This window comes from Plectonema cf. radiosum LEGE 06105 (assembly GCF_015207665.1).
Taxonomy (GTDB): Bacteria; Cyanobacteriota; Cyanobacteriia; order Cyanobacteriales; family Nostocaceae; genus Rivularia; species Rivularia radiosa_A.
The window spans coordinates 101,585-119,043 of record NZ_JADEWL010000005.1 but is presented as its reverse complement, the minus strand read 5'-3'; the positions used below and the strand labels follow the sequence as shown (position 1 = coordinate 119,043).

Annotated in this window: 12 protein-coding genes and 1 pseudogene; 8 read left to right on the top strand and 5 right to left on the bottom strand. The window is 39.3% G+C overall.

Annotation, left to right across the window (positions count from 1 at the left end; translation table 11 throughout):
* Position 1 precedes the first annotated feature (1 nt).
* The 4 genes and pseudogenes from IQ247_RS33510 to IQ247_RS02815 all read left to right on the top strand — a co-directional run.
* Positions 2–82 (top strand): annotated as a pseudogene (locus IQ247_RS33510) (hypothetical protein); the annotation flags it as partial.
* A gap of 10 nt (positions 83–92) precedes the next feature.
* Positions 93–1,991, top strand: coding sequence for a glutamine--fructose-6-phosphate transaminase (isomerizing) (gene glmS, locus IQ247_RS02825; protein WP_193916825.1), 1,899 nt, complete (start codon positions 93–95; stop codon positions 1,989–1,991).
* A gap of 527 nt (positions 1,992–2,518) precedes the next feature.
* Positions 2,519–6,100, top strand: a complete 3,582-nt coding sequence (locus IQ247_RS02820; protein WP_193916823.1) for a CHAT domain-containing tetratricopeptide repeat protein — start codon at positions 2,519–2,521, stop codon at positions 6,098–6,100.
* Positions 6,101–6,195: 95 nt separating this feature from the next.
* A complete protein-coding gene (locus tag IQ247_RS02815; protein ID WP_322745400.1) occupies positions 6,196–7,122 on the top strand; it encodes a trypsin-like serine peptidase in 927 nt (308 codons plus the stop codon).
* 110 nt (positions 7,123–7,232) lie between these two features.
* Here the strand turns inward: IQ247_RS02815 and IQ247_RS02810 are convergent, their stop codons facing one another.
* Positions 7,233–7,877, bottom strand: a complete 645-nt coding sequence (locus IQ247_RS02810; RefSeq protein WP_193916821.1) for a Uma2 family endonuclease — start codon at positions 7,875–7,877, stop codon at positions 7,233–7,235.
* A gap of 343 nt (positions 7,878–8,220) precedes the next feature.
* Between IQ247_RS02810 and IQ247_RS02805 the strand changes: the two genes are divergently transcribed.
* Positions 8,221–8,907, top strand: coding sequence for an HAD family hydrolase (locus IQ247_RS02805; RefSeq protein ID WP_193916819.1), 687 nt, complete (start codon positions 8,221–8,223; stop codon positions 8,905–8,907).
* Positions 8,908–8,989: 82 nt separating this feature from the next.
* Here the strand turns inward: IQ247_RS02805 and IQ247_RS02800 are convergent, their stop codons facing one another.
* Positions 8,990–9,616, bottom strand: coding sequence for a CPP1-like family protein (locus tag IQ247_RS02800; RefSeq protein WP_193916817.1), 627 nt, complete (start codon positions 9,614–9,616; stop codon positions 8,990–8,992).
* A 717-nt stretch (positions 9,617–10,333) separates the two neighbouring features.
* On the opposite strand from IQ247_RS02800, the gene IQ247_RS02795 reads away from it, so the two are divergent.
* Positions 10,334–11,056 carry a response regulator transcription factor gene (locus IQ247_RS02795; protein ID WP_193916815.1) on the top strand — a complete coding sequence of 241 codons (723 nt, stop codon included), beginning with the start codon at positions 10,334–10,336 and terminating at the stop codon, positions 11,054–11,056.
* Between the two features lie 570 nt (positions 11,057–11,626).
* Here IQ247_RS02795 and IQ247_RS02790 read toward each other — a convergent pair.
* Both IQ247_RS02790 and hisIE read right to left on the bottom strand, forming a co-directional pair.
* The gene (locus IQ247_RS02790) at positions 11,627–11,824 is read right to left on the bottom strand and encodes a DUF2811 domain-containing protein (RefSeq protein WP_193916812.1); all 198 of its coding nucleotides are present in this window, start codon (positions 11,822–11,824) and stop codon (positions 11,627–11,629) included.
* A gap of 838 nt (positions 11,825–12,662) precedes the next feature.
* Positions 12,663–13,310, bottom strand: a complete 648-nt coding sequence (gene hisIE / locus IQ247_RS02785) for a bifunctional phosphoribosyl-AMP cyclohydrolase/phosphoribosyl-ATP diphosphatase HisIE (protein ID WP_193916810.1) — start codon at positions 13,308–13,310, stop codon at positions 12,663–12,665.
* Positions 13,311–13,707: 397 nt separating this feature from the next.
* Between hisIE and hemL the strand changes: the two genes are divergently transcribed.
* Positions 13,708–15,006, top strand: coding sequence for a glutamate-1-semialdehyde 2,1-aminomutase (gene hemL, locus IQ247_RS02780; RefSeq protein ID WP_193916808.1), 1,299 nt, complete (start codon positions 13,708–13,710; stop codon positions 15,004–15,006).
* Between the two features lie 72 nt (positions 15,007–15,078).
* Here the strand turns inward: hemL and IQ247_RS02775 are convergent, their stop codons facing one another.
* Positions 15,079–15,246: a metallothionein gene (locus IQ247_RS02775; protein WP_193916806.1), complete on the bottom strand. Its 168-nt coding sequence runs from the start codon at positions 15,244–15,246 to the stop codon at positions 15,079–15,081.
* A gap of 525 nt (positions 15,247–15,771) precedes the next feature.
* Between IQ247_RS02775 and IQ247_RS02770 the strand changes: the two genes are divergently transcribed.
* The gene (locus IQ247_RS02770; protein ID WP_193916804.1) at positions 15,772–17,388 is read left to right on the top strand and encodes a serine/threonine-protein kinase; all 1,617 of its coding nucleotides are present in this window, start codon (positions 15,772–15,774) and stop codon (positions 17,386–17,388) included.
* Positions 17,389–17,459 lie beyond the last annotated feature (71 nt).

Genomic DNA, 17,459 nt, shown 5'->3' with positions numbered 1-17,459 from the left:
AATTTACTCCTTTTATCCTTGGCTAAACCCTGAAGGATGTGTTAACTACTATAACCAGTTAAGTCCAAACGGAAAACGGAGTGGTGTGAATTATGTGCGGAATCGTTGGCTATATCGGCACGCAAACAGCGACGGAAGTTTTACTCGCAGGATTGGAAAAGTTGGAGTATCGGGGTTACGATTCCGCTGGAATCGCTACGATATCGGAAGGTGAAATTAGTTGCGTTAGGGCTAAGGGTAAGTTACATAATTTGCGTTCTAAGTTAGAACACTTAGAAAATCCCGCTCGTGTCGGTATCGGACACACTAGATGGGCTACCCATGGTAAGCCCGAAGAATACAACGCTCATCCCCATATGGATACTGCTATGCGGGTGGCGGTGGTGCAAAATGGGATTGTGGAAAATTACCGTGAGTTGCGCGAAGAGTTAAAGGCTCAAGGTCATGAATTTCGTTCGGATACGGATACTGAGGTTATTCCTCATTTAATTGCTCAGTTTCTCAAGGAAGAAGTTGCGCTACAAGAAACTTATCCGGATTTAATGTTTTTTGAAGCAGTACGGAAAGCAGTAAATCAATTGAGCGGTGCGTTTGCTGTTGCGGTTATTTGTGCTGATTTCCCCGATGAAATTATCTTGATACGTCAGCAAGCACCTTTGGTAATTGGTTTTGGACAAGGTGAATTTTTCTGTGCTTCCGATACCCCAGCGATTGTTTCTCATACCCGTGCGGTACTGAATTTAGATAATGGAGAAATGGCTCGTTTAACTCCTTTAGGTGTGGAGGTTTATAACTTTGCCGGTGAAAGATTAAAGAAACAACCCAGATTGCTGAATATGAATCCCGTAATGGTAGAGAAACAGGGATTCAAGCATTTTATGCTCAAGGAAATCTATGAGCAACCTGGTGTAGTCAGAGCTTGTTTGGATGCTTATTTCAGCCATCACGATACTATTGATTATACGAATTCCCCAGTAAATCTGGGTTTACCAAATGAACTTTATACTGATTTAGAACAAATACAGATAGTTGCTTGTGGTACTAGTTGGCACGCGGCATTAGTCGGAAAATACTTATTAGAACAGTTTGCGGGAATTCCCACTCAGGTACATTACGCTTCCGAGTTCCGCTATTCACCAACACCTTTAACTCCCAACACACTGATAATTGGTGTAACTCAATCCGGTGAAACTGCGGATACTCTGGCAGCTCTATCAATGGAAAAACAACGCCGCGAAGCTAAAGAATCTAAGTATCAACCCAGACTTTTAGGTATAACCAACCGTCCGGAAAGTAGTTTGGGGCTGATGGTACCGCATATTATTAATACTTTTGCCGGAATTGAAATTGGGGTAGCAGCGACGAAAACTTTTGTTGCTCAATTGATGGCATTTTATGCTTTAACAATAGATTTAGCTTATCGCTGTAAAACTGTTTCAATTGAAAGAATCAACGAAACAATAGCCGGATTGCGGATGATTCCCAATGAAATTGAAGAAAATCTCCAAAGACAAGAAGAATTAACCGAACAGCTAGCTCATGAATTCACCGAAACTAGAGATTTTATCTTTTTAGGAAGAGGAATTAACTTTCCTATCGCTTTAGAAGGCGCTTTAAAATTAAAGGAAATTAGCTATATTCATGCTGAAGGATATCCCGCAGGGGAAATGAAACACGGCCCGATTGCACTTTTAGATGAAAAAGTTCCAGTAGTTGCGATCGCGATGCCGGGTAACGTCCATGAAAAGGTAATTTCCAACGCTCAGGAAGCTAAAGCCCGTGATTCGCGGTTGATTGGAATTGCACCTGCTGACGATGAAGAAGTCGCAGAAATATTCAACGATTTAATTCCCGTTTCCAATGTAGATGAATTACTTTCACCTATTTTGACAGTGATTCCTTTACAGTTATTGGCTTATCACATTGCAGCCCGTCGCGGTTTGGATGTCGATCAACCGAGAAATCTAGCTAAATCTGTGACTGTGGAGTAAGTGTAATTACTGGATTTAATAAATTTGTCGAAACATAATAAAATTGTACAATTTCTCCTATGGGTGAAGCTTACTCCACCTGTAGGAGATTTTATTTATGCTTTGCAGCGGATAGGGTTGGCGTGGTGATGGAGAAAGAGGAAATAACTTATTTTCAGTCCTTTTGATTTTAGAGAAAAGAAAATTAATAATCAATTTTCACCGTATAAAAAAACAACCCAAAAAATAAGATTTGCCGAAAAATACAATCAATATGTAATTTTAATCACTTGCCATTCTAGTAAATCAAATTTACTATACCCTGTAGCTAATCTTATATCCTTTTCGACAAGTCAAGAATATTAGTTTTCTCAGGTTATCTGCTGCTTACTCCTTATCTCTCCTTACCTCCTTCCTCCGCGCCCTCCGCGTCTCTGCGGTTTGATTTTCAGTAATTATGCGGATAAAAGAGTAATTGCATAATTAGAAAGGCGCTACATATAGATGTTTATAGCTATAGAAAAATCACTTAAAGTAATTAATAAAATATGAGCAAAAAACATCACGATGTCCGAGTTTTAACCCATCGCGCCTTTACTGTATTTTTGACTGTATTTTTGATTTCCGATGTGGGGAGAGTATATGCTTCTAGGAATTTAGAAATCATTGCTCAACAGGGAGAAACGCAACCGGATGTAACTCGCGCTGAAGCAGTAAAGTTAACAGAAGAAGGATTGGAGTTATTTAATAAGCAAGGAGGTAAGGAATCACTGCTAGCAGCGAGGAAGAAACTTGAAGCAGCGCTGGTTTTGTGGCAAAAACTGGGGGATAAAACAGGGCAAGCTGTTACTCTTCTAAGTATTGGTGTAGTCTACGACAATTTAGGAGAAAAGCAGAAGGCTCTGCAATACTACAATCAAGCTTTACCTTTATTAGGTGCGGTGGGAAACAGGCGTGGAGAAGCCACTACACTTAGTAATATTGGTGTAGTCTACTCAAGTTTAGGAGAAAAGCAGAAAGCTCTGCAATTTTATAATCAAGCTTTACCTTTATATCGTGCGGTGGAAGACAGGGGTGGAGAAGCCACTACACTCAATAATATTGGTCTTGTCTACGATGATTTAGGGGAAAAGCAGAAAGCTCTGCAATTTTACAACCAAGCTTTACCTTTATATCGTGCGGTGGTAAACAGACGTGGAGAAGCCACTACACTCAATAATATTGGTTCAGTCTACAGTGATTTAGGAGAAAAGCAGAAAGCTCTGCAATACTTTAACCAAGCTTTACCTTTATATCGTGCGGTGGTAAACAGACGTGGAGAAGCCACTACACTCAATAATATTGGTTCAGTCTACAGTGATTTAGGAGAAAAGCAGAAAGCTCTGCAATTTTACAACCAAGCTTTACCATTGAGACGTGCGGTGGCAGACAAAGGTGGAGAAGCCACTACTCTCAATAATATTGGTGGAGTCTACGACGATTTAGGAGAAAAGCAGAAAGCTCTGCAATTTTACAACCAAGCTTTACCATTGAGACGTGCGGTGGGAGACAGGGGTGGAGAAGCCACTACTCTCAATAATATTGGTGGAGTCTACGACGATTTAGGAGAAAAGCAGAAAGCTCTGCAATTTTACAACCAAGCTTTACCATTGAGACGTGCGGTGGGAGACAAAGGTGGAGAAGCCACTACTCTTAATAATATTGGTCTTGTATACTCGGATTTAGGAGAAAAGCAGAAAGCCCTGGAATTTTACAACCAAGCTTTACCTTTATATCGTGCGGTGGGAGACAGAAATGGAGAAGCCACTACTCTCAATAATATTGGTAAAGTCTACTCGGATTTAGGAGAAAAGCAGAAAGCTCTGCAATTTTACAACCAAGCTTTATCTTTAGATCGTGCGGTGGGAGACAGGGGTGGAGAAGCCACTACACTCAATAATATTGGTGGAGTCTACGACGATTTAGGAGAAAAGCAGAAAGCTCTGCAATCCTACAACCAAGCTTTACCATTAAGACGTGCAGTGGGAGATAGGGGTGGAGAAGCCACTACACTCAATAATATTGGTCAAGTCTACCATGCTTTAGGAGAAAAGCAGAAAGCTCTGCAATTCTACAACCGAGCTTTACCTATATTACGTGCTGTAGGAAACAGGGGTATGGAAGCCACTACTCTCAATAATATTGGTGGAGTCTACTCAAATTTAGAAGAAAAGCAGAAGGCACTGCAATCCTACAACCAAGCTTTACCATTGAGACGTGCGGTGGGAGACAGGGGTGGAGAAGCGATTACCTTAAACAATCTTGCTTACCTAGAACACAAACAAGGTAATTTACAAGCATCCCTCAAACACATCGAAAGCGCGATCGCAATAATCGAAGATTTACGCAGTACATACACCAACCAAGACTTAAAAACCACCTATTTCTCCACAGTCCAAGATTACTACAGAGGGTACATTAACATCTTGATGGATTTACACAAGAAAAACCCATCACAAGGATACGATACTATAGCGCTACACATTTCAGAACGTTCCCGCGCTCGTGGTTTAATCGAACTTTTAGCTCAAGCTAACGCCGAAATCAGCAAAAATGTTGACCCCAAATTCATCGCTGAAGAAAAAGAATTACAGCTAAAACGTCAAGCTCAAGAAAAAATCCTGGCTCAATTAATCAATCAATCCCAACCACCGAAAGATAGTATTCAACAAACCGAAACCGAAATTCAAAATATTATCAACCAACAAAAACAGCTTAAAGCAAAAATCCGCGCTCAAAACCCAGAACGAGATAAAATTACTAACCCAGAACCTTTAAAACTGCCTGAAATTCAACAGCAATTAGATAAAGATACCGTTTTACTGCAATATTCCCTCGGTAAAGAACGCAGTTATTTATGGTTAGTCACTCCTAATTCTCTCGACACTTACGAACTACCAAAAGGTGAAGAAATTGAGAAAATAGCGAAACAATTCCATAAAAATTTAGGACATCAGAAAACAGGGAATTTAGCCCTAAGTAATGCACAAAAACTCAGCAAAATAATTCTTAAACCTGTAAAAGATAAGATAACTGGAAAAAGATTAGTCATCGTTGCTGATGGTGTATTGCAACAGATTCCTTTTGCAGCATTAGCAGATCCAAATAATAGTAAAAATTCAACTTCAACTTCAACTCAAACAGATACTAATTATCAACCTTTGATGCTCAACCACGAAATTGTTAATTTACCTTCAGCATCAACTATTGCTATCCAACGGGAAAAAATCGCCAAACGTAAAATAGCACCTAAAAAAATCGCTATCCTCGCAGACCCAGTATACAGTTCCAATGACCAACGAGTTACGGGTAAAGAAGAAACTATCGGTCCCGAACTTCGGGAAAAAATCGCCAAACGTAAAATAGCACCTAAAAAAATCGCTATCCTCGCAGACCCAGTATACAGTTCCAATGACCAACGAGTTACAGGTAAAGAAGAAACTATCAGTCCCGAACTTGATTTAGAACGTTCCGCTCTCAAGCGTTCCGCGAAAAGCCTTAATCGTACTGGCTGGAATCGACTACCAAATACAGAAATAGAAGCCCAAGAAATATTAAAACTCGTTCCTTCTACCGACACACTACAAGCATTTAGCTTCGATGTTAACTATAACTTGGCGACAAGTAAAAATCTTAATCAATACCAAATTTTACACTTTGCAACCCACGGGTTCGTTAATCCCGATCAACCGGAATTATCAGGAATTATTTTATCGTTAGTTAATCAAGACGGTCAACAAGTACCGGGTTATTTACGTTTAGCAGATTTATTTGAACAAGATTATCCCGCAGAATTAATTGTTTTAAGTGCTTGCGAAACTGGACTTGGCAAAAATGTCAGTGGTGAAGGTCTAGTGGGCTTGACAAGAGGATTGATGTATGCAGGTGCGGCGAGAGTGGCTTTGTCGTTATGGCAGGTTGACGATAAGGGTACATCGGTATTGATGCAAGAGTTTTATAAACAGATGTTGCAGGAGAATAAAACTCCTAGCGAAGCGTTACGGGCTGCACAGCGCAAATTATGGTCAAATCCGGATTGGCGTAGTCCCCATTATTGGGCTGCATTTACATTGCAAGGTGAGTGGAAATAACCTCACCCCAGCCCTCTCCTTGTCAAGGAGAGGGGGAAATGCGGGAGATGTAAAGAGATTAATTTTACGTTTACAAACAGGAAGGAGAGATTACCGTGAATATCGCTATCAACAACAAATCTATTGCTCCATTTATTACAACTGTAATTACTTGTGCGATCGCCATAAGTTCGTCGGTACAAGCACAAAATAATCCCAAAATTTCCAATCCCAAATTTATTCAATCCGAGGAGGGAGGTAATTTTGAATTACCAAGTAAGGGAAAACCTTTTATTCCAAATGATGTAGAACAATCAATCAAACCAAATGAAAGTACAAGTCGAGGAATACCCGATGGTGTAGATGATCGCATTCTCATGACTAGCAATAAATACCCTTGGTCAACAATTGGTAGGGTTCAAGGAACAACTACTGACGCTAAAAGCTATCATTGCACGGGAACTCTAATTTACGATAATCTCGTTCTCACTAATTCTCATTGCGTTATCGATGCAGAAACTGGTGTATTAAGTAGAGAAATTAAATTTTTACCGAATTTTATCAACGGTAGAGTTGATAATCCTAGAGATATTGCTTCAGTTGAACAAGTTGTTTACGGTACTGATTTCAAAAATGGAAATCAAGACAACGCAAAAGACTGGGCTATTTTGGTATTAGATAAACCTTTAGGTCGTAAATATGGTTATCTAGGATGGAAATCTATACCATCTAATGTTCTTGTTCGTAATCAGAATGCTTTCTTTTTTGTGGGATATTCCGGTGATTTTCCCAAATTTAATCCAGGAATGGTAGCAGGATTTGAAAAAGGTTGCAGCATTGTAGCAGAAGAAGAAGGGCTTTTATTACATGATTGCGATACTGCCGGGGGTTCTTCTGGTGGTCCGATCATCGCCACGATTGGTTCACAATACTATATTGTTGGCGTAAATAATGCCGAAATCAAAAATCTTGGTACCGGACAGGATATTATTAATACTGCGGTGAAAATTTCCACAATAGAGGAAGCATTAGCTGATAGATAATTTTTGTTTTGAGTATATAGCAAATTTCGGTTAAGTGAAGTACATATTGAACCTCACCCCGTCCTCCGGACACCCCTCTCCGTATATTAGGAGAGGGGAAGGGGGTGAGGTTAATTTTGTATTTGCTCTCTTACCCAACGTCTAAAAGCTCTAATTACAGTATTCCTACCTGCCGTTTTACTCTGCTCAAGATATTGGGGTAGAATTTCAGCTAAAGGTAAGTTAGGAAAGTTTTTGCTTTTCTCTGACACTATATAAGAATCATTTTGTAATAAATTTATTTGTAATTTACCTTTCTCAAATCGCCATAATTCAGGAACTTTTAATGCTGCATAAATACTTGGATGAGTCCGAGAAGTAACATCAATTTCTAAAGCTAAATCCGGTGGTGGATCTTGTGTTAAATCAAGCCGCTTCTTTCCACGAATTTTATTTTCATTTTCAATATAAAAACATTGGTCTGGCTCAATTCCCTGAAGCATTATTTGATTTTTAAAAGTCGTGGAACCCAGACTTCTAAATTCAATATTTAGTTCTTCTAAAAGCGCTTTTACTAAGTCACCAATAATTTCTTTATCGTCTTCATGTTCTGGCAATGGTGCCATAATTTCTAGCATTCCTTGGTCATAAGCAATACGAGCGGCACGATGTTCTCCTAATTCATCAAGAATTGTTTCAAATTCTTGCCACGTGACATCACGTAACAATACCCGTTGTCCCGGTGGAACATCAATACGTTTAATGCTTAAGAGCATATTACCACTCCCAGTCTTTGTAGGATTACTATTAGCTTAACGTGAGTTCTAGTTGTTCAAAAACACTAAGAAGTCGGGCTTTTTACCTGACAGCATTTTGCAGATAAATCAGGTACAGCATTATATTATAAAGTTCTTGTGGGATGGTCATCCCTACCCGTCCTAATATGCCTCATAAAGATGAAATATGCTGTAAATATTCGTCAAATCAGACAACCGCAAGCGAAACCCGACTTCTCATTTAATTCATAGTCAAAAATATTATTTATAGTTATTAAATATTCACAATCAGAATATGACAATAATTGTGATATTTTGTAAATAAACTTTACATTTATTGACAATGATCAGATTGATATCAGATTTTGATGGACCTATTTGCGATGTTTCCGAACGTTATTACCAAGTGTATCTGTTTTGTTTAAAGAAAAACCACCGTCAAAATCAACAAATACGTATACTTTCCAAAGATGAATTTTGGCAGTTAAAACGTTCGCGTGTGCCAGAAAAACAAATAGGTATTATATCCGGTTTAGAATCAGCACAAGCAGAAAATTTTGCTCAATTACGAAAGCAATGTGTACATACGCAGCCTTATTTTGAGTATGATATCCTCGCACCCGGCGCTGTAGAAGCTTTGCTCAGAGTTCAACAAGCTGGAATTGATTTGGCGGTAATGACTATGCGCCGAGTCAGAGAATTAGAATACGCTGTACAAAAATTTGATTTATACCAGTTTTTTCCTGAAAATCGTCGTTACTGCCTTAGTAACGATTACGTAAAAACCCGCGATATCGATGATAAACCGTTACTTATGGCACAGGCTTTAAAAGAACTACCCCACGCAGAAGAGACTTGGATGGTTGGAGATACTGAAGCAGATATCGCTGCCGCTAAAAAGCATGGTGTCAAGTCGATAGCTGTAGAGTGCGGTATTCGCGATCGCGTTCAACTCGAAGCTTATCATCCAGACATTTTTGTGAAAAATTTAACAGAAGCGGTGAATTTTTTACTCAAAGGTTGGGCATAAAAATTTAATATTCAAAAGTAGCAATGAAAAAATCGGAAAACAGGGAATTTATAGTCTTATTCCCTATTTTCCCAAATTCAAGTTACTTGAGAAAACTACAAATTAGCCACAATAATATAAACGTTACCACCGTAGCAAACTGATTCGTTGTGAAATTAGCCGAATTTAACAGTTCTGTAAGAGAACTAGCTATAAGTCCTCCGATAATTAAACCAACTATCAAACCTACTAAAGTAAATAAAACCGCTCTACCGAATTTATTTTCCTTGCGATTGAGAAAATAAATGCTCACTCCAACTCCGATTACCAACATTAATTGTAAAACCTGGTCGCCTCCAGTTCGATAAAACAAACTGTTGGCACTCAAGCCAAGATACCAAATACCAGGTACAACTATGTCAAGGGTACTGGGTTTATCTACCATACGTTGCAGCCATGGGGGTGACTGCTTTTTCGGAACTGGACTTAAATCGGGAGTCACCTGCACTTTGGATTCGGGGAAGCGAATACGTTCGGGTACTTTAATCTTGCCTTCCTGACGCATCCGCAAGCGGTTCATCAGTACGGCATCATAAGCAGCTTCAATAATTTCAATACGCGATGTATCGCCACTATATTGTTCTACTAGACGATTGCGTGTATCTTGAATTTCTTCAAAGCTAGCGTCTTCCGATACCCCAAGTTTTTCGTAGGGATTTTGGTCGCTCATGGGAGTTAATTACTGATAGCGAGGTTCGCAGCAGTTTCTTGGTTAATAAAAACTATTTTATGATTTATTTTAGTAGAAACCAATATTATCACAGTCAATTTTAATAATCTTACCTAGATTAGGCTATAACAATAACGGAATTAACACAAGTAATTTTTACTAAAAGTAACTTTAACATATCGCAATAACTCCGTGTATCCCCTCATGCCGTTGAGTCTGAAGGGCTTTACTCTAGAATTTGAGATAAAAACACAAAAAGCGAAGATTTTTCATCAAAAAATTAAACTTTGTGTTTTATGTAAAGTTGTCGTTTTTCTCCGGAGGGAGGTTTTAATCGATAATCCTCTTTCTTTGTTTTGTGCCGTTTAACCGCATATAGATTTAAAATTGATAGCGTTTAATTACTTTGTAACTTGAAGTAAACTATTTTCTAGTTTAATCTTCAATTAACACGGTGGCATATTAGATTATCTATCTATAATTGTTAGATACTCTTGTAAACCAAGAAGAGCATTCTTGTTTTATCCCCAGGGTTGCATGAAAAAGAAAATTTACGCTCTGATTACCGAAGCCAAGGCATTACACTAGTATGTGTTTGGAATAACGGGTTAGGAGAGTTTTAGCCTTGTAGATTATTATTGCCCAAAAACGGATATTCGCGTCTAAAAAATGCAATCCGTCTGTAAATCCTATGAATTTTTTTGCAAAGTGATGGTCATGGCTCCTGCTGCCAAGATTCTTGTAGTTGACGACGACCCTGCCGTTAGAAATTTAATTCAACGCTTCTTGATGAAGCAGAGCTATCAAGTGGAAGCTGCCGAAGATGGCAAAACCGCATTAGCTCTCTTCGAGCAATTTAACCCGGATTTGGTAATTTTAGACGTTAATTTACCAGATGTAATCGGGTTTAATCTTTGCCAAGAAATGCAGAGTCGTAACGGTGTTTTTGTTCTGATGCTGACTAGTCGTGCGGATGAAGCCGATAAAATTCGCGGCTTCTCTAAAGGTGCTGACGACTATCTTACCAAGCCTTTCGGTTTGGGAGAGTTAGAAGTCAGAGTCGCAGCTATTCTGCGCCGTCAGCGCGTTGTAACCACAGCGGAACAGAAACGTTTGGTTTTTGAAAAATTGATGATAGACCCTGTGCGAAGAGAAGTTTCACTCAATAATCTACCAGTTCCTTTAACTGCGTTGGAGTTTGATTTACTGCATTTTCTAGCCAGTCATCCCGGTAGAGTTTGGCGACGTGCCGAACTTATCCAAGAGGTATGGGATTATGAATATGTTGGCGACCAAAGGGTCGTAGACGTACATATCGGTCAAATTCGTAAAAAGATTGAAGCTGATGCTGCCCAGCCTGCATTGATTCAGACGGTACGTGGTGTTGGCTATAAATTTGAATGCCCAGCTCCAGATCAGCAGCCTGAGAAAATACTTTAATGTAACAGGAGGTCAAACCTCCTTTTACGTATTTTTAGCTCTCAATCAGTTTGAAGATGACAAATTCAATTACATCAAAATCTCAAGTAGAAAGGGAAAACCAATTATACATTCTTGATAAATCTGTTGAATCTGCCTTATTTTTAGCTTTTCTCCGTTTAATTATTTTCTGTTTTAAATAAAAATTTAAACCTTAAAGTTTTATGATTAATCCCCTTTTCGGAGGATATTTTTTAATTGGGATTTTTTAAGTCTTATTACTTAAATTTATCAAGGGAGGATTTTTAATCAAAAAAATGTTTTTTATTTTTACTTGAGTCTATAGCTGTCAGTAAATAATAACATCCCTCGATATTAGCACCCAACTATGATTAGGAAATATTTTTACAAGAATTTCCCTTTTAGTTGTGTGCCATGAAAGGACATATCGACGATTACTTAATTACTGACTTAATTGGTATTACTGCATTAAGGAAATAAATCAGCGATTAGAAAGCAGCTAAATGGTTTGTCTCACAAGACTTTACACTTTGAAGGCAAAGCTGCCTTCTTGATTAATGTCTTTATGTACTAAAAATTTTGAAACAACGTTTCTAAATAAACACGGGCTGCACGGCGATCGCTATCTCCATTTTGAAGTAGAAACAAAGACAGAGCGGCTGTGAGTACTCGGTCTTGGTTCCAATCTGGATGTGTTTCTAAGTAATTCTTCAAGGATTCGTGAAGTGTTTCAGGGACTTGTGCTGCGAGACTAATTGTAGCGTTCATAATTCTTCTCCTAAAATCGGGCTATCAAAAGGGATTTTGAGCGGACGAAGACCTTTATCGTGACCATACAAAGCCCAAAGAGCATTGTTGTGTAAAGGTGTTGCCAAACTGTAGTATTACATTCAATACTTGGGTTGACGAAAAAATCTTGTCGCATCATTTTGCGCTAAAGGGGGGTAGGTTTGTCAATGCTGCGAAATGTTACAAATCTCGGTATAAAATTTTCGTACTCACGGAATAATCAACCTTAGACGCTCTATATTGTTACAACACTTAATAATAACTCAGTCCTTGTAAGTCTTTGCTGTTGCTGTCCAACAATCCCCAATAATATCTTCTAAAGCTTGTTTAAACGTCAAAAACCTGTGGAGAACTCCTTAAGAGTCTGTGGAAATCATGTGGAATCGGTGAGGAAAATTCTCGTTAATGATAAGAATTACAAAAAATTCCCCCTTTACTCCTTTCTTCTCTGTAAAGCCCTTTCTCCGTAACTACTTAACGAGTATTGATGACCAAATTTTAATTTTCGATTTTAGCAACTACCCTTAGTATCGTTTTGTGATGTATAAATTTTTTTAAAAGAATATTAACTATAACTATTGAGTTGGCGGCGGATTCGTAGTAAAATTTTCATAATGGGGATATAAGGTAAAATAAAAAAAATGCCAATATTCCCATTATAAAAATAATATCATTTCATCAGAAAAAATCTACCCTCGGCGGAGAAAAAAAATCGCGTGGGGAGAAAAATCAAAAAAAATGAAGGATAAGAGCCTTGAATCATAAGTAATCAATGATTCAAAGCTATCTAAACAAGCAGGACAAATAGTAACAAATCTTATTTACGACGTTCTTGCAACTTGCGATAAACAGATTTTAAATCAACACGATGATGAGCCAAAGCGACTAAAGTATGGTATAGCAAATCAGCAACCTCGCCAGCGATGGCATCTGCATCGTCATCCTTGCAAGCCATAACCACTTCAGCAGATTCTTCACCAATTTTTTTTAAAATCTGATTGTCCCCACCTTTAAATAACTTGCAAGTGTAAGAATCATCAGTGGGATTGTCGCGTCGGTGAGATATGACATTAAATAGCTGTGACAAAGTATCAGCAGGAGGAGGAATAATTTTGCTGTCAACCTGATGAAAACAACTTCTTTCGCCGGTATGACAAGCAATATCTCCGACTTGTTCTACACCAATTAAAAGAGCATCACTATCGCAGTCGTAGCGGAGACTATGCACTATTTGAATATGTCCGCTGGTGGCACCCTTATGCCATAATTCTTGACGAGAACGGCTCCAAAAGCAAGTTTCACCAGAGTCCAAAGTCTTGATTAAAGATTCTCGGTTCATCCATGCCATCATTAAAACAGTGCCATCTAAATAATCCTGGACTATAGCTGGCACCAAACCTCGTTCATCGTAGCGAATTTTGTCAACGGGGATGTTGTTTTGCGAATCTGTTACAGAAAAAAACATACCGCCCTTTAGTAAGAATGATTGATAAATTCACGATATCATTCTGTATGGTGTATCTTAATGGAATGTTTTTGCTCTATGCTAACTAACGGGACTCAAACCATAACGTTTTGCTGCTCTTGTTGAGTGCAACTTTTTCAATGGTCTTAAGGCGACTTGATCAACTGAACAGAGCTTGACCATCCCAATAAACAGCCGAGTTAAAAGCCGCAATTATACACATCTGAAACAGCTTAGCTATTAGCGATTGCGAATCTCAAGACGGCAAATCCTGATTTGACTTGTATAACATATCGTTATTTTTTTGGTTCAGCTAATTGAGTTTGACAATAACCTTGAAACAGCATGAACCCCTATCAAAAGATAGACCATTATAATTAGACTCTAGGAGACAGCCTTGGTAAATACAACGATTAAAACTACCAAATCACAAGAAATCTTTGCAGCTGCTCAAAGCTTGATGCCCGGAGGAGTTAATTCTCCCGTGCGTGCGTTTAAATCTGTAGGCGGACAACCGATTGTTTTTGACCGAGTAAAAGGCGCGTATATTTGGGATGTGGATGGCAACGAATACATAGACTATGTTGGTACTTGGGGTCCGGCAATTTGTGGTCATACCAATCCCGAAGTAATTGCTGCTTTACATTCCGCTCTTGAAAAAGGTACTAGCTTTGGCGCTCCTTCGGTATTGGAAAATGTCTTAGCGGAAATGGTTATCGATGCCGTCCCCAGTATTGAAATGGTAAGATTTGTTAACTCTGGGACAGAAGCCTGTATGGCTGTGTTAAGGCTGATGCGAGCTTTTACCAAACGAGATAAAATAATCAAATTTGAAGGCTGTTACCACGGTCACGCGGATATGTTTTTGGTGAAAGCGGGTTCTGGAGTTGCAACTTTGGGTTTACCCGACTCTCCGGGAGTTCCCAAATCTGTTACCAGTGATACTCTAACCGCACCCTTTAACGACCTCGAAGCTGTAAAAGTACTATTTGAACAAAACCGCGACCAAATTGCTGGGGTAATTTTAGAACCAGTTGTAGGAAATGCTGGTTTTGTTACTCCAGATGCTGGATTTTTGGAAGGACTCCGCGAACTCACTCACGAACACGGTGCATTATTAGTATTTGATGAAGTAATGACGGGTTTCCGTATTTCCTATGGTGGCGCTCAAGAAAAGTTTGGCGTGACTCCAGACTTAACCACTTTAGGTAAAATTATCGGCGGTGGTTTACCTGTAGGAGCTTACGGCGGTCGTCGAGATATCATGTCTATGGTTGCACCCGCAGGACCAATGTATCAAGCCGGAACCCTCAGTGGTAATCCTTTGGCAATGACTGCCGGAATTAAAACATTAGAATTGCTGCAAAAGCCAGGTACTTACGACTACTTAGAACAAATTACCAAAAAGTTAGCCGATGGCTTATTGCAAGTCGCTAGAGAAACTGGTCATGATGCTTGTGGTGGTAATATCAGCGGGATGTTTGGAATGTTCTTCACCAGCGGTCCGGTTCATAACTATGAAGATGCGAAAGCTTCGGACACTGCAAAATTTGGACGCTTCCATCGTGGGATGTTGGAACATGGTATTTACTTAGCACCTTCTCAATTTGAAGCTGGATTTACTTCTATAGCTCACACCCCAGAAGATATTGAACGAACTTTGCAAGCTGCACTATATGTAATGTCTACCTTGTAAGCAGAAATTATTGTATCAATCCCGTCTCAAAAATAAGCCGGGATTGAACTTTTCACGAAAAATTTAACTCGATTAGTTACAACCGCAGCCACTGTGTCCACAACCTTTCATGGTTTTATGACCTTCAGCGCAAGCCTCGGAGCAATAGTATTGACCATCTTTATTGACTGCATTTTCAACATTGACAATACACAAACATTTTTCGCAAGCACATTTCATTAAATCTACGGTAGTTGTCATTTTTCCTTAGCCTCCGGAAAATACTTTTTAATTACAAATATTTCAGAAAATCTGAACATATGTTCATATGTATATTAGCATAGTTTTTAGCTTGAACAAAAAGAAGCCTCTCGCCTACCCGGAACGAGAGGCTCCGGAGATGAATTTTTGGGCGGCGACGAGTTGACCCCCGACCACTATCAACCGTCAGGTTGCTGCCGGGAGTGGGGTCGGGGAGGTCTTTGGGGCAAGTAAACTACAACGATAATCGAGAGAAGTCGGGTTTTTACGATTTTCTATTCATGAAACGAGAAAACACTCATAAAAACCCGACTTCTTACCCCACGAAAAATTAAGGTTTTACAGCTTTTTGATCTAGTAACGCCAAGAACCGTATATGTACGGAGAATTAATCAAATAAATACGTAAGTTTAGAAACTCTTCAAAACTAAATCAGCAATTTACACCTGGCATCCTGGAATACATCTGTTGATAATAAAAATAGAGTAATTGCTCACCGTTATTTTTGTAGCGAGTTGACAGTGCATGAGCTACTGTTTAAATCCGAACTGTCTCAATCCTGAAAACCTGCCATTTAGTGAAAGATGCCAATCTTGTGGAGCGCGAATTATGTTGCGCGATCGCTACCGAGTCACCAAATCTTTGGGTCAAGGTGGCTTTGGAGCGACTTTTCTGGCACAAGATGAAGCTTTACCGGGGGAACCGAGTTGCGTAATCAAGCAACTACGTCCTTCGGGAACTGCGCCTCATGTTTTACAAATGGCACGGGAATTATTTGAGCGAGAAGCCGCCACCCTGGGCAAGATTGGGAATCATCCCCAAGTTCCACGTTTACTAGACTATTTTGAAGACCGCGAACATTTCTATTTAATTCAAGAATATGTCCACGGTTCAACTATACAGCAGGAGGTGAAACGTAACGGAGTATTAGGTGAAGTAGGAGTCAAGCAGTTTTTAAGTGAAATCTTACCATTACTGCAATACATCCATTCCCAAAAAGTGATTCACCGTGATATTAAACCCGCGAACTTGATTCGTCGCGCTCAAGATTCGAGATTAGTGATGATTGATTTTGGCGCTGTGAAAAATCAAGTTAGTCAGACAGCAGCGATGCAATCGGGACAAACAGCATTAACTGCCTATGCTATTGGTACTCCTGGTTTTGCTCCTCCAGAGCAAATGGCGATGCGTCCGGTTTACGCTAGCGATATTTATGCTTTGGGTATTACGTGTATATACTTACTAACTGGTAAATCTCCCAAGGATTTGGAATATAATCCTGCGACGGGTGAGGTGATGTGGCAACACCTTGTACACTTAAGCGATCACTTTGTACAAGTCCTAACAAAGATGATGGATGTGTCAGTCCGCAACCGTTACCAGTCAGCGGAGGAAGTTCTCAGAGCGATGGAGATGGAGCCTTACCTTGATAGTTTGGCTTCTGGTTTAGCTGTTCCATCAAACCTTGTTGGCAGTCAGAAAACTTCCACAGGTTTTGCTGATTCTAGTACGAATAGCAACAATTCTTCTACTAATTTCTCTAGTGCCGGAGTAGCTCAAGTTGCAGCAGCGATTCGAGCAAGAAAAGCTAAAGCCGCTTCTGGTAATACTTTAACAACCCGAAGCGTTAACAGTAGTGTAGTGACATCCAAAACAGCAGCTTCTATCTCGGATTCGACTAAATCTTCTGCTTATAAATCAAATCCAGAGCGTCGCTTAAATTCTGAAAGCTTACTAGCTGCTTACTTGAAGGGAAGGAGAGATTTTGCTTCGCACAATTTAAGTTTGCTAAACCTCCAAGGTTCCGATTTATCAGAAACAAATTTTCATTCTTCTAAGCTGGAAAAAGCTAACTTACAAGGTACAAATCTTTACAATAGCGATTTTGGACGAGCTAATTTAAACAAAGCTAATCTTAAAGATACTAATTTAAGTAAAGCTTATTTCAATCATGCTGATTTGGAATCCGCAGACCTCCGAGGTGCAGACCTCAGTTATGCTCATCTAAGTAATGCTAATCTTCGTGGAGCTAATTTGTGTGGTGCGAATCTTACTGGAGCTAAAATCTCTCCAGAACAGTTAGCGTTGGCTAAAACTAACTGGATGACTATACGTCCTAACGGTAGAAGAGGTTTATTGTGATTTAAGACAAAAATTGACAAACATTTCTGAGTTCTACCTAATTTTATTTAATGCTTCAATCATCATAAACC

Excerpts from the sequence above, each read along its gene's own strand:
- IQ247_RS02775 (WP_193916806.1), bottom strand. The coding sequence starts at position 15,246 with ATGACAACTACCGTAGATTTAATGAAATGTGCTTGCGAAAAATGTTTG.
- hisIE (WP_193916810.1), bottom strand. The coding sequence starts at position 13,310 with ATGTTTTTTTCTGTAACAGATTCGCAAAACAACATCCCCGTTGACAAA.
- IQ247_RS02790 (WP_193916812.1), bottom strand. The coding sequence starts at position 11,824 with ATGAACGCTACAATTAGTCTCGCAGCACAAGTCCCTGAAACACTTCAC.
- IQ247_RS02820 (WP_193916823.1), top strand. The coding sequence starts at position 2,519 with ATGAGCAAAAAACATCACGATGTCCGAGTTTTAACCCATCGCGCCTTT.
- glmS (WP_193916825.1), top strand. The coding sequence starts at position 93 with ATGTGCGGAATCGTTGGCTATATCGGCACGCAAACAGCGACGGAAGTT.
- IQ247_RS02810 (WP_193916821.1), bottom strand. The coding sequence starts at position 7,877 with ATGCTCTTAAGCATTAAACGTATTGATGTTCCACCGGGACAACGGGTA.
- IQ247_RS02795 (WP_193916815.1), top strand. The coding sequence starts at position 10,334 with ATGGCTCCTGCTGCCAAGATTCTTGTAGTTGACGACGACCCTGCCGTT.
- IQ247_RS02805 (WP_193916819.1), top strand. The coding sequence starts at position 8,221 with ATGATCAGATTGATATCAGATTTTGATGGACCTATTTGCGATGTTTCC.
- IQ247_RS02800 (WP_193916817.1), bottom strand. The coding sequence starts at position 9,616 with ATGAGCGACCAAAATCCCTACGAAAAACTTGGGGTATCGGAAGACGCT.
- IQ247_RS02770 (WP_193916804.1), top strand. The coding sequence starts at position 15,772 with ATGAGCTACTGTTTAAATCCGAACTGTCTCAATCCTGAAAACCTGCCA.